The 12,742-nt window shown below is 71.8% G+C and carries 10 protein-coding genes; 7 read left to right on the forward strand and 3 right to left on the reverse strand.

Annotated features, from left to right (window positions below; genetic code table 11):
• Window positions 1–38: 38 nt before the first annotated feature.
• Complete coding sequence (locus ACIOD1_RS23195; RefSeq protein WP_401904349.1) at window positions 39–707, reverse strand: DUF4097 family beta strand repeat-containing protein; 669 nt, start codon at window positions 705–707, stop codon at window positions 39–41.
• Between the two features lie 282 nt (window positions 708–989).
• The gene (locus ACIOD1_RS23200; RefSeq protein WP_365622516.1) at window positions 990–1,763 is read right to left on the reverse strand and encodes a 2OG-Fe dioxygenase family protein; all 774 of its coding nucleotides are present in this window, start codon (window positions 1,761–1,763) and stop codon (window positions 990–992) included.
• Between the two features lie 181 nt (window positions 1,764–1,944).
• Between ACIOD1_RS23200 and ACIOD1_RS23205 the strand changes: the two genes are divergently transcribed.
• The 5 genes from ACIOD1_RS23205 to ACIOD1_RS23225 are packed head-to-tail and all read left to right on the forward strand — an operon-like array spanning window position 1,945 to window position 9,330.
• Entirely contained in the window at window positions 1,945–2,199 is a 255-nt protein-coding gene (locus tag ACIOD1_RS23205) for an acyl carrier protein (protein WP_365622518.1), read from the forward strand.
• A gap of 16 nt (window positions 2,200–2,215) precedes the next feature.
• A complete protein-coding gene (locus ACIOD1_RS23210; RefSeq protein ID WP_401904352.1) occupies window positions 2,216–6,328 on the forward strand; it encodes a type I polyketide synthase in 4,113 nt (1,370 codons plus the stop codon).
• Between the two features lie 56 nt (window positions 6,329–6,384).
• Window positions 6,385–8,007 (forward strand): long-chain-fatty-acid--CoA ligase, encoded by a 1,623-nt coding sequence (locus ACIOD1_RS23215; RefSeq protein WP_365622522.1) that lies wholly within the window; start codon window positions 6,385–6,387, stop codon window positions 8,005–8,007.
• A 14-nt stretch (window positions 8,008–8,021) separates the two neighbouring features.
• Entirely contained in the window at window positions 8,022–8,828 is an 807-nt protein-coding gene (locus ACIOD1_RS23220) for a thioesterase II family protein (RefSeq protein WP_401904353.1), read from the forward strand.
• Between the two features lie 40 nt (window positions 8,829–8,868).
• The gene (locus tag ACIOD1_RS23225) at window positions 8,869–9,330 is read left to right on the forward strand and encodes a nuclear transport factor 2 family protein (RefSeq protein WP_365622525.1); all 462 of its coding nucleotides are present in this window, start codon (window positions 8,869–8,871) and stop codon (window positions 9,328–9,330) included.
• Window positions 9,331–9,405: 75 nt separating this feature from the next.
• On the opposite strand, the gene ACIOD1_RS23230 is transcribed toward ACIOD1_RS23225, so the two are convergent.
• On the reverse strand, window positions 9,406–10,002 hold the full coding sequence (locus tag ACIOD1_RS23230) for a TetR/AcrR family transcriptional regulator (protein ID WP_365622527.1): 597 nt from the start codon (window positions 10,000–10,002) through the stop codon (window positions 9,406–9,408).
• A 202-nt stretch (window positions 10,003–10,204) separates the two neighbouring features.
• Between ACIOD1_RS23230 and ACIOD1_RS23235 the strand changes: the two genes are divergently transcribed.
• Together ACIOD1_RS23235 and ACIOD1_RS23240 are read left to right on the forward strand one after the other, a co-directional pair.
• Complete coding sequence (locus ACIOD1_RS23235; RefSeq protein WP_365622529.1) at window positions 10,205–11,581, forward strand: MFS transporter; 1,377 nt, start codon at window positions 10,205–10,207, stop codon at window positions 11,579–11,581.
• 413 nt (window positions 11,582–11,994) lie between these two features.
• The gene (locus ACIOD1_RS23240) at window positions 11,995–12,738 is read left to right on the forward strand and encodes an AfsR/SARP family transcriptional regulator (RefSeq protein ID WP_365622531.1); all 744 of its coding nucleotides are present in this window, start codon (window positions 11,995–11,997) and stop codon (window positions 12,736–12,738) included.
• Window positions 12,739–12,742: the final 4 nt, after the last annotated feature.

A 12,742-nucleotide genomic window follows, 5' to 3' on the forward strand; every position in this document is an offset into this window, starting at 1 on the left:
CCTTGTAGAGGCTTCGGGCTATCGGGGACTTCGGGCGGTCAGAGGCTGCGGGCGGTGATGTCGCCGTAGGACGTGGTGGCGTGGATGGTCAGGTCGGCGGCGCCGTCGCTGTTCTTGAGCGCGTTGTGGATCCGGCCGTAACCGGTGCCGGCGTCCAGGGCGGCGGAGACTCCGCGGGCGGCGCCGATCGACAGGTCGCCGGCCTCCGTGCGCACGGTCACCGTGCCGCGAACGGCCTCGCTGACCTGGATGTCGCCCTTCTGCGTGCTGATCTCCGCCGGGCCGCCCAGGCGGCCGACCGAGATGTCTCCGGCGAGGAGGCTGAGGCGGGCGCCGGCGGTCTCGTCGACCTTGACGGTGCCCTGGGCGCCCTCGAAGGTGACGTCTCCGAGGCGACCGACGCCCCGGAACTCGCCGGCGGCCAGCTTCGCCTCGACGCGGGACCCGGCCGGCAGCTGGACGGTCACCTCCACGGAGCCCGAGCTGCCGAGGATCCGGCTCTTCGGCGGCAGGGCCTCGATCCGCAGGACCCCGTCGGCGTACGCCACGGTGACCTGCTCCGCGGCCTTCACGTCGCGGCTCTTCGAGGGGTTCGCCGGCAGGACCTCCACCGTCGTGTTGGACCGATCGGCGGCGATGAAGCGGATGTGCCCGGCGGGGATGTCGAGAACGGCGGAGACGGGGGCCTGGGTGTCGAACTTCTGCATCGTGCTCTCCTCAGCTTCTGCAGCGTGCTCTGGTCCGGCCCGCTGTTTCCGATGACGCAAACGCTACGTTGCATTCACGGTGTTGGCAACACATTCGTTGCGCGAGAACCACAAACATGCAGATGGAGGCGTGGATTTCATTGCAATGGTTTTGAATCTAACGCAACAAACCCCCCTCGCAGCCGTTGCAACGAATGGGGGTGAACGCTCCATGACGATGCCCCCGAGCCGGTGAGCGGCTCGGGGGCATCGTCATGTCGGTGTTCGGCGTCGGTTCCGGGGTCAGCCGGTGGGACCCCCGAGCACGGCGGCGTCGCGGAGTTCGTCCGAGCCCCGCAGTTCCGGGGCGTGCCGGTAGCCCATGATCAGTACGTCGCGGACCGCCGCCTTCGACGGGTCCTGCGGGAAGATCGGGCGGACGGCGTGCAGGATCTGGGCGTCGGCCCAGAACATGGTGTCCATCGGCGCGGTGAGGGTGAACTCGGTGACCAGCCGGCGGTCGAGGTCGTAGACCTGGGACTCGCCGCCGTCGGCGTTGAAGCGGCCCATCAGGTGGATCGCCCCGAAGTCGACCTCGTCGCGGTGCGGGCCCTCCGGGGTGGGCTCGCCCGTCTCGTCGGGGGTGCTGATGATCCGGAACTGGTGGCACTGGACGTCCCAGGGATCGTCCAGCCGGGCGTCGTCGGCGCCCACGGGGAACTTCTCGAAGTTCGCGCGCAGCAGCCGGGTCAGGAGCGGGTTGTCCAGGGTGGTCCGGCTGAGCGGGGCCACCTCGCGGTCGATGCCGCCGGCGTAGTCGTTCGCCCCCATCGACTGGAAGTAGGGGCGGTGGGGGCGCAGCCGGACCTCCTCGGCGCGCGGGAGGTACAGGAAGCGGTCGTAGCGCCGCTCGCGGAAGCGGGAGCCGCCCTTCAGGTACCGGTCCGTTTCGAGGTTGTCCCACTCGGCCGCCAATTCCTTCGCGTGTTGACGCGATTCGGCGTCGAGGACGAGCCCTTCGGCCGGCAGCAACGAATATCCCTGACTCCGCAGCTCTTCCCTTGCATCGGTCTGCATTATTGGCTCCTCCACGCCGGATCTCACACACTCCTGCCGCCCGAGCCTCCCATGTCGCTGCTGACGCTGAACTGACGGGGCGTACGGGTCAGGAGGACGTCAGCCGGTCGTCACGGAGCCTGTGCTTCACTCGACCGGTATGACAGAACAATTGGTGTCCTCACCCCGGTCGGAACGCCGGATGCTCCTGGAAGAAATCGTCGTGGCGGAATTCAAGACGGCGCTGCTCATGCCCGAGGACGAGGAGCTCCCGATGGAGGACAGCTTCTTCGAGCTCGGTATGACCTCGCTCCTGTTGACGCAGGTCAAGCGCCGCCTGGAGGAGCAGCTGGGGCGGGGCATCAGCAGTACGGCCCTGTTCAACCAGCCCACCGTGGAGCGGCTGACGGATTTCCTGGCCTCCGACGTGCTGGCCGACATCTTCGACGCGAACTAAGAGGGGAACGGCCGCCATGCCGCGAACGCCGGGAATTCGGGAAAGGCTCGAAGCCGCCGAGGAAAAGGTCCGTCGGCAGGACACGGAGCTGGAACGATTCCTCCTGGAAAAGTACGAGCCGATCGCCGTGGTCGGCGTCGGAATGCGACTGCCCGGCGAGAACCGTTCTCTTTCCGATCTCGAATCCTTCCTGCGGGAGGGCCGTTCCGGAATAGGCCCGCTGCCGCGCGACCGTTGGGTGCCGGAGGTCGCGGACGGGGACATCACGGCCGCCGCCGGTGGATTCCTTGACCGGATAGACGAGTTCGACGCGCAGTTCTTCAACATTCCGCCCCGGCAGGCGCCCTTCGTCGATCCGCAGCAGCGGCTGCTGCTGGAGACGGTGTGGGAGGCCCTGGAGGACGCGAACATCGACCCGACCGTGCTGCGCCACGGCGACGGCGGGGTGTACGTGGGGGCCTCGCCGCTGGACTTCGCGCTGGAGCTGGAGGGCCTGTCGGACGAGCAGCTCGACGGGAGCCTGACCACCGGCCTCGGCGGTTACTCGATGTCGGGCCGGCTCTCCTACTTCCTGGGCCTGCGCGGTCCGAGCCTGACCACGGACACGGCGTGCGCGGCCTCGCTGACCGCCCTGCACCTGGCGGTGGAGGGGCTGCGGCGGCGCGAGTGCGGGATCGCGCTGTGCGCGGCGGTGAACGCGCTGCACAGTCCGCGCTCGTTCGTGATCCTCTCGCACGGCCAGATGTTGGCCCCGGACGGGCACTGCAAGACCTTCGACGAGAGCGCGGACGGCTACGCGCGCGCGGAGGGCTGCGGGGCCCTGGTCCTCAAGCGGCTCTCGGACGCGCTGGCGGACGGGGACCGCGTACTGGCGCTCGTGCGCGGGACCGCGATCGGCCAGGACGGAGAGAGCGCGGGTCTGAGCGCGCCCAACGGCACGGCGCAGGAGGCCGTGATGCGGGCGGCGCTGGCCAACGCGCGGCTGGAGCCGGGCGACATCCAGTACGTGGAGGCGCACGGGACGGGGACCCCGCTGGGCGACCCGATCGAGTTGGGCTCGGTCAACGGCGTCTTCGGGGCCTCGCACGACGCGGACCACCCCCTGGTCATCGGCTCCCTCAAGGCGAACATCGGGCACATGGAGCCCGCGGCCGGGCTGGGCGGCATCATCAAGGTGATCACGCAGATGCGTACCGGGACCTTCTTCCCGCACGTGTGGCAGAACCTCTCGGGGCGGATCCCGTGGGACACCTACCCCATCGCGCCGGCCATGGAGGAGCGCCCCTGGGACGCCCCGGTGCGGCGGGCCACGGTGAACGGCTTCGGGGTCGCCGGGGCCATCGCGGTGGCCGTGCTGGAGGAGGCCCCCCGGGTCGCGGAGCCGGAGGAACCGTCGGGCGACGCGCGGGAACCGGAGGCCGCCGGGCGCGGAGGACCGTACGGGGAGGTGTTCACCCTGTCGGCGAAGTCGCGGCCCGCGCTGCGGCTCCAGGCCGAGCGGTACGCCCGGTTCCTCGCGGCGCACCCCGGGACCCCGCTCGCCGACCTGTGCCGCACCCGGGCCACGGGCCGCTCGCACTTCCGTCACCGGGCGGCGGCGGCCGTCTCCTCGGTCGAGGAGCTGGGCGCGCACCTGGAGCGGTGGAGCGCTCCCGTGCGCGGTGAGGAGAAGCCGGACGCCTTCCGCAAGGTGGCCTTCCTGTTCACCGGGTCCGGTTCGCAGTACGTGGGGATGGGGCGGTCCCTGTACGGGCGCTTCCCCGTCTTCACCCGGTACGTGGACGAGTGCGACGCGCTGTTCGCCCCGCTGCTGGGGCGTTCGGTGCGGGCGGTGATGTTCGGCGAGGCGCCGGACGCCGAGGAGACCCTGGCCCGTACGTCCTTCACGCACGCGGCGCTCTTCACCCTGGAGTACGCGCTAGCCCGGCTGTGGATGTCGTGGGGGGTGCGGCCGAGCGTGCTGCTCGGGCACAGCGTCGGGGAGATCGCCGCGGCGACGGTGGCCGGGCTGTTCTCCCTGGCCGACGGGGCGGCCTTCCTCGCCGCCCGCGCCCTGCTGATCGAGTCGGTGCCGGCCCCGGGCGGGATGGCCGCGGTGGCCGCGCCCGTGGAGGAGGTCCGGCCGCTGCTGGCGGCCTGGCCGGAGCTGGCGGTCGCGGCGGTCAACGGGCCGTCCCAGTGCGTGGTCTCGGGCGGGGCCCGGGAGCTGGCCGAGGCCGTGGAGGCGCTGCGGGCCCCGGGGTGGACGGTGACGCCCCTGCACGTGACGGCGGCGTTCCACTCGCCGCTGATGGCGGGGATCGCGGAGCCGCTGGCCGAGGTGTTGCGCGGGATCTCCTTCGGGGAGCCGCTGCTGCCGTTCGTGTCGAACCTGACGGGGCGGATCGCCGACCCGCGCGAGGTGGCGACGCCCGAGTACTGGGTGCGGCACGCGCTGGGGACGGTGGAGTTCGCGGAGGGGGTGCGTACGGTCGCCGCGCGCGGCCGGCACGTGTTCCTGGAGGTCGGCCCGTCCTCGGCGCTCACCTCCCTGGCCCGGCGGTGCATACCGCAGGAGCAACACCGCTGGCTGAGCGGGCTGCGCGCGAAGGACACGACGGGCGCCGCCCTGGAGACCGCGCTGGCGGGCGCCTACACGGCCGGGCTGAACCTCGCCTGGCCGCAGGTGTACGCGGGCCGGCCGGGGCGCCGCGTCCCGCTGCCGGGGTACGCCTTCGACCGGCGCCGCTACCGGCTGCCGACCCGGCCGACCGGGCCGGGGGCGGGGGCCGAGGGGCATCCGCTGCTGGGCCGCGAGGGCGAACGGGTCGACGGCGTACGGCAGTTCACCGCCCGGATCAGCGCGGAGCAGCCCGCCTACTTGGCGGACCACACCATCGGCGGCCGGGTGTTCCTGCCCGCGTCGGCCTACCTGGAGCTGTTGCTCGCCGTGCAGGACGAGGTCCACGGGGACACGGGCCGGGCGGTGGAGGACGTCCGCTTCCACGAGGCGCTGTTCCTGTCCGACCGGCCGACCTCGTTGCTGACCCGGGTGCGGCCCGAAGCGGACGGGCGCCTCGTGGTGGAGGTCTCCAGCCGGGCCGCGGACGCCCCCGGGGACGCCTCCGGGGAGCGGCTGCACGCCACGGCCTCGATCGCGGCGCGGGCCGACCGGTCCGGCGACGACCCGGCGGGCCCGGGCCGGGGGCGGGGGCCGCTCGGGCTGCTCGGATTGCTGGACGCGGTGGAGGCGGTGGAGGCGGAGCAGGAGCCGCCGAGCCGGGTGCTCGACGCCGACGGGGTGCGCGCGGCGTACGCGCGGGCCGGCCTGGAGTACGGTCCGCAGTTCCGGCGGGCCCGGCGGGTGGCGGCGTACGGCCCCGACTTCGCCGTGACCGAGCTGTCCGGCGGGGAGGTCTCGCGGGCGGAACACCTGCCGCCGCCCCTGCTGGACGGGGCCACGCACGGCCTGTCGGTCCTGGCCGACGACGGGCACCGGTACGTGGCCACGAGCGTGGCCCGGCTGCGCTCCTTCAAGAAGCCGCGCGGGGAACTGCTGCGCTCGGCGGCGCGCGTGACGCGTCCCGAGCGGGAATCCGACGGCGCGGCCGCCTTCACCCTGGACGTGCTGCTGTTGGAGGGCGGCGCCGGGGACGGGGCCGGCCGGCCGGTCATGGAGCTGTCGGGGATGGGCTTCACCCGACTGCCGGACCGCCCGCTGGAGGCGGACGCCCCGGATCCGGGCGCGGACCGCGGCGCCGAGTCGGCGGCGCTCGCGGTGGACGTGGCGCTGTTGCGGGCCGCGGACCCGGCCGGGCGCCGGTCCGCGCTGGTCGCACTGGTGCGCGGGACGGTCGCGGCGCTGCTGGCCGTGGAGGACGCGCAGTACGTGGACACCCGGGCGAGCTTCCTGGAGTTGGGCGTGGACTCGCTCACCGCGATCACGTTGAGCGCCCGCCTCCAGGACCGGCTGGGGGTGGCGGTGGCCTCCTCGGCCGTCTTCGACCACCCCTCGGTGGAGGAGTTGGCCGAACTGCTCTCGCTGCGCCTGGCCCCCGAGGACGAGCCCGCGCCGGAGTCGGGGCCGCAGCCCGGGTCGCAGCCCGGGTCGGGGTCCGTGCCCGAGCCCGTGCCGGTGCCCGTCCCGTGAGGCCCGCTCCCCCTCCCGCCCCCAGAGCATCCGAGCCACGAGACAAGGGAACCCCCATGGACGACCGTACGGAGGACCGGACCCTCGCCGCCCGCGCGGCCCTGCACGCCCGGACCCGCCCCGACCAGCCGGCGGTGATCTGCGAGGACCGCGTCCTGACCTACGCCGAGCTGCACCGCGAGAGCAACCGGACCGCGCACGCCTTGGCGGCGGCCGGGCTGGGTGCGGGCGCCCGGGTGGGCTACCTGGGCCGGGAGTCGGAGCACTACTACGACCTGGCGCTCGGCTGCGCGAAGGGCGGCGCGGTGCTGGTGCCGGTGAACTCGCGGCTCACGGTCGGCGAGGTGGAGCACATCTTGCGCGACTCGCAGGCCGAACTGCTCTTCGTGGAGCGGGAGTTCCTCCCGCTCGTGGACAAGCTGCGCCCGCTGCTGCCCCGACTGGGGCAGGTCGTGGAGATGGACTCCGACCGGCACGTGGCGGGCGGGTTCCTCGACTGGAAGGCGGGCCGGCCCGACACGGAACCGCCCACGGCCGGGTCGGTCGGCTTCGACGACGCGGTGGCGCAGCTCTACACGAGCGGGACGACGGGGCTGCCCAAGGGGGTGGTGCTGGCGCAGCGGACCTTCTTCACCTTCATCGCCGACACCCGCGCGGCGGGGGTGGACTGGATCGACTGGCGGCCCGAGGACCGGGGGCTGAGCTGCTTCCCCGGCCTGCACACCTCCGGCTTCGGCTGGTTCATGCACTCCTTCAACGCCGGCGCCACCACGGTGATCATGCGTCAGTTCGTCGCCGACGAGGCGACCCGGCTGATCGAGCGCCACGCGATCACGACGCTGTGGGCGGCGCCCGCGATGCTGCGGCTGATGCTGACCGAGCGGGGCACCAGCTCCGAGACCTTCCGCTCGTTGCGCAAGGTGGTCTACAGCGGCTCCCCCATCGACCGCGAACTGCTCCTGACCTGCATGGACGTCCTGGGCTGCGCATTGGCCCAGGGTTACTCCTCGGCGGAGGCCGGCAGTTTCGTGACGTGTCTGGCACCCTCCGACCACACCGCCGACAGTGAGGTCCTCTCCTCGGCGGGGCGGGTCTGCCCCGGCAACGAGGTGCGGATCCTGGACGGGGAGGGTCGGGAGGTCCCGGTGGGCGAGGTGGGCCGGGTGGTGATCAAGAGCCCGGCGCGGTTCCTGGGGTACTGGCAGTTGCCGGAGGTGACGGCCCGGTCCCTGTCGGGCGAGGACGGGGCGTGGCTGTCGATGGGCGACATGGGCCGGATCGACGAGAACGGCTACCTGTTCCTGGTCGACCGGGTCAACGACACCGTCATCGTCGCGGGTCAGAACATCTATCCGATGGAGGTCGAGCATGCCCTGCGAGCCCACCCGGCGGTCGCCGAGGTCTCGGTGTACGGAGTCCCGCACACCGAGTGGGGCGAGGCCGTACGGGCCGCGGTGGTGCTGCGGCCCGGATTCGAGGCCACGCCGCGCGACTTCCTGCGGTTCCTGAACGGCCGGATCGCCGGGTTCAAGATCCCCACGGGGTACGACCTCCTGGCGACCCTGCCGCGTAATCCCACCGGGAAGGTGCTGCGGCGGGTGCTGCGGGAGAACCACCTGGGCGCCGTCGCCGGGGCGGGAGCCGGGGCACCGACCCCGGCCGCGCCCCCCGCCGCGTAGCCGCCGTGGACGCCGTGGACGCTGTCGATGCCGTGGCCGCCCCGCGCGGCGGGACGTACGCCGACCCGCTGCCCGAGGTCCGGGACGCGGGGCGCTGGCTGCACCCCGCCGAGCCCGAACCGGACGCCGGGGTACGGCTGTTCCTGTTGCACCACAGCGGGGGCGGCGCCTCGATGTACCGCGCGTGGCCGGCGGAGCTGGGCGCGGCGGTGGCCTGCCGGGCCGTGCAGCTGCCCGGCCGGCAGGAGCGGCGGCGCGAGGCTCCGTACACCCGGCTGGAGCCGCTGGTGGCGGCGCTGGCCGAGGTGGTCGCGCAGGACTGGGACGGGCGGCCGTACGCGGTGTTCGGCCACTCGATGGGGGCGCTGCTCGGCTACCGGCTCACGGTCGAGCTGGAGCGGCGCGCCCTGCCCGCGCCGGCGCTGCTCGCGGTGTCGGGGTGGGCGCCGACCGGGTTCTCGGCTCCGGCGGCGCTGTCCTCGGACCCGTTGGCGGCGCTGCGCCTGCTGGGCGGGCTGCCCGCCGGCGTGGAGGCGGATCCGGAGCTGCTGGCGCAGGCGGTCCGGGCGATGGCCGCGGACGGCGCGGTGTGCGCCGACCACCGGGACGACGGGGCCGTCGTGGGCGCTCCGGTCGTCGCCTACCAGGGCCGGGAGGACCCCCTCCTCGCGCCCGGCGCCATGCGTGCGTGGTCCGGTCGGACCGCGGAGTTCCTGGGGTGCCGGACCTTCCCCGGGGACCACTACTACCTGCGGGACCACGCCCGCGCCCTCACGGCCGACCTGTCCCAGTCGCTGTCGCGGTACACCGCGACGGGCTGAGCGGGCGGCCTCGTCCCGCAAGGAACCGGAGGTTCACCCCATGCCGTACCGACCGAATGAACTCCTGGCGCGCTACGTCGCGTTGTGGAACGAGACCGACGCGGACCGCCGGCGCGAGCGGGTGCGGGAGCTGTACGCGCCGGACTGCACCTACGTCTTCTACCGCAAGGATCCGGTCCGGGGGCACCAGGCGCTCCTGGAGCAGTTGGCCTACACGCACGAGGTGTACGGGCCGATGGGCTACGAGTTCCGGTCCGCCAACAACGCCACCGGCCACCACGACGTCGTCCGGTTCAACTGGGTGATGGTCTCGGGGGCCACGGGCGAGATGGAGATGTCCGGGCAGGACATCGTCGTGCTCGCCGAGGACGGGCGGATTCAGGCCGACTACCAGTTCCACGACCGGATGCCGGCGTCGTTCGCCTACAACGACGGTTACGAGGAGCACGGTGTGGCGGTCCGTCCGGCCCGGCCCACGCCCACCGGCGTTCCGGCGCCCTGACGACGCCGGATGCGCACACAAACCGGCCCCGCGGCATCCCAGTGCCGTGGGGCCGTTCGCTGCGGCGGGCCTCCGTCAGGCGGCGGCCGCCATCGCGTCGGCGCAGTGGTGGCGCAGCACCAGCTCGGTGGTGGCCATCGCCATCCTGGCGGGGCCGTTCGATCCGAGGACCTCGCCGTTGGAGAGCACCCCGCCGACGATCAGCATGAGGCTGTCGGCCAGGTCCTCCGGGTCCTCGGCGCCGGCCTGGGCCCCCATGTCGCGGAGCCAGTTGCGCAGCCCCTTGAGGTGCAGCGTCGCCTCGCGACGGCCCGGGTGCTCGGGGTCGCGGAACTCGCTGGAGGTGTTGTAGTAGATGCAGCCGTGGAAGTCCGGGTCCCGCACGCTGGTGTGGAAGAACTCCATCAACGCCAGGATCTGGCGGACCGGGTCCCCGCTGTACGGGGAGGTGACCTCTTCGGCCCGCTCCCACCACTGCGCGTCGCTCTCGCGCAGCCAGGCGGCGATGAGTTCGTCCTTGCTGGCGAACTCGCGGTAGAGCAGGCTCTTCCCCACTCCGGTCGCGTCGATCACCTGCTGCATGCCGACGGCCCGGACCCCTTGCTCACCGAAGAGTTTGGCCGAGGCCTCCAGAATGCGTCGCCTCGTACCTGGTGCCGGTGTACGCGCCATGTCTGAACTCCTTCCCCTCTCCCCCGCGGTTCCCAGCATACGTTTGACACAGGGGTTTGTGGGCGCTAGAAATGGACCGATCAGTCCCGGACTGATCGGTCCGTCATTTTCCCAGGCTGCGGCCACTGCTTCCGACGAACACTCCGATCGGAGTCTGATCATGACCGAGGCATCACCGACCTCTCCCCCCATCGCACGGACGTTGCCTTCCACACCGGCGGTCAAGAACCTTCCGCTGCTGCTCCTGGTCGTGTGCGCGGTGCAGTTCCTCGACGCGATGGACATCGCTTCGATGGGCCCGGCCCTCCCCCTGGTCCAGGCGGACCTGGGGATGTCCACCTCCGCCCTCCAGTGGGTCGTGTCGGCCTACGCCCTGGGCTTCGGCGGCTTCCTGCTCCTCGGCGGCCGGCTCGCCGACCTCTACGACCGCAAGAAGCTGCTGATCGGCTTCCTGGCCCTGTTCGTCGTCGCGAGCGTCCTCGGCGGCATCGCCGACAACGGCGTCCTGCTGGTCGTCGCCCGACTGCTCAAGGGCATCAGCGCCGGCATCACCGCGCCCGCCGCGATGGCGATCCTGCTGGACGCCTTCCGTGACGAGCAGTCACGCAACCGCGCACTGGGCACCTTCCTGGCCGTGGCCTCCGCCGGCTACTCCCTCGGTCTGATCCTCGGCGGCCTGATGGCCGGCATCTCCTGGCGCCTGGTCCTCTTCGCCCCCGCCGTCGCCGGCGTCCTCGTCGCGCTGCTCGCCGCCTCCGTGGTGCCCGCGCAGCAGGAGAAGGGCAAGAGCGGCAGCCTCGACATCCTGGGCGCCGTCACCGTCACGGCCGGCGCGATCGCCCTCGTCTACGGGCTCAGCCGGGCCGCCAGCGATGGTTGGGCCGACGGCCAGACCATCGGCGCGCTCGTCGCCGCCGCCGTCCTCTTCCCGCTGTTCGCCCTCGTCGAGAGCCGCCACCCGGCGCCGCTGGTCCCGCTCGCCGTCTTCCGCAAGGGCCAGCTGACCCGCGCCCTGGTCTGCATGCTCTTCTTCGGCGCCTACGTCTCCTTCCAGTTCGTGCTGACCCTCTACTACCAGGAGCAGCTGGGCTGGAGCCCCCTGGAAGCCGGTCTCGCCTTCCTCCTCGGCGGGGTACTGACCGCCGGCACCGCCCGCTACGGCGCCGCGATGGTCACCAAGTACGGCGCCTGGCCGGTGGCCACCGGCGGCCTGGTGCTGCTGAGCGTCGGCTACCTCGGCTGGGTCCTGCTCCTGGGTCAGGTCGACCCGCTGGTCACCCTGTTCGCGCAGCAGCTGCTCGGCGGCCTCGGCTTCGCCGCCGTCTACCCGGCCCTGAACATCGCGGCCGTCGGCACCGCCGAGCCCGACGAGCAGGGCCTGGTGTCGGGCCTGTTCAACGCCGGCGCCCAGATCGGCAACGGTGTGGTCATCGCCATCACCGCCACCGTCTTCTCCCTCTCCACCGGCGGGACCGCGCCCTACCGGGCCGGCCTGTGGACGGTCACCGCCATCACCCTCGCCGTCACCCTCGTGGCCCTGGCGGGCGCCGCCCGCCACCGCGTGAAGGCCACGGCCTGACCGTAGGGACCCGGCCGCCGCCCCACCGCGGGCGGCGGCTTCGCGCCACCGCCACCCCCTGAACGGCCGTGCAACGCTTCCGGCGCACCCATTGGATCCCCCGCATCCGGCGCCGGACGTGTTGCACGGCCTTGTCGCGTTTGCTCCCTAGTGCGGCATTTTGTGGGGGCTGTGGCTTCATTGACATGTTCCTACTTGACCAAGTACGGTCGGGACCGATCGGTCCACTAGGAATTTCGAAAGCTTCAGGTAAAAGCAAAGAGTTCCCCAAGCGGCCGTATCGAACGACCGGCGCCAGTGCACACGACACCGTTCTCTTTCCATCTCGCGGGGAGATGTTTGTGTTGCTGTTCTCAGTTCTAGGCTCCATGGAAATAATGAAACAGAGAGTCGCCGTACGACTCGGTGGCGCCATGCAGCAGACGCTTCTGGCGACGCTGCTCGCGGCCGGCGGATCGCTCGTCACGGTCGACTCCCTCATCCTCGAACTCTGGGGGACCACACCCCCCGCCAAAGTCGAGAATGCCCTCCAGGCCCAGGTCAGCAGGGTTCGCAGGACCCTGGCGGCCGTAGAGCCGGACCGGGAGGGATCGAGGGTGGTGACCAGCACCTCCGGCTACATGTTCCTCTTCGACCGATGGGAGCTCGACGCCTATTTATTCCTCGACACCGTGGACGCGATCCACGGGAGAACCGGGGACGACACCGTCTCCGGACACCGCCAGAACATCGCCGATCTCCGCGAGGGACTTTCTCGCTGGCGGGGACCGGTATTCGGCGGACTGGCCGGCGGGCCGATTTGCCGGACCGCCTCCACTCGATATCAGGAGGCGAGGAATTCGGCACTCATCCTGCTGTACGACCTGGAACTCCGCACCGGCGGCCACGAGAGAATTCTTCCGGAGCTGACGGAGCTCTACTCGCGCAACCCGAACAACGAGCAGTTCTGCATGTTGCTCATGCGGGCGCTGTACCGTTCCGGCCGGCAACTGGACGCGCTGACCGTCTACCGCCAGTGCCGACACAACATGATCGAGTCACAGGGCATCGAACCCTCCCCCGTGCTGAGCCAGTACGAGCGGGCGATCCTCACCCACGACCCGATGCTGCTCCAGGACGAGCCGTACTGGCCGGCCCGGACCCTCGTCGCCGGCTGACCGC

The sequence above is a fragment of the Streptomyces sp. NPDC088097 genome (genome assembly GCF_044741845.1).
In the GTDB taxonomy this organism is placed as follows: domain Bacteria; phylum Actinomycetota; class Actinomycetes; order Streptomycetales; family Streptomycetaceae; genus Streptomyces.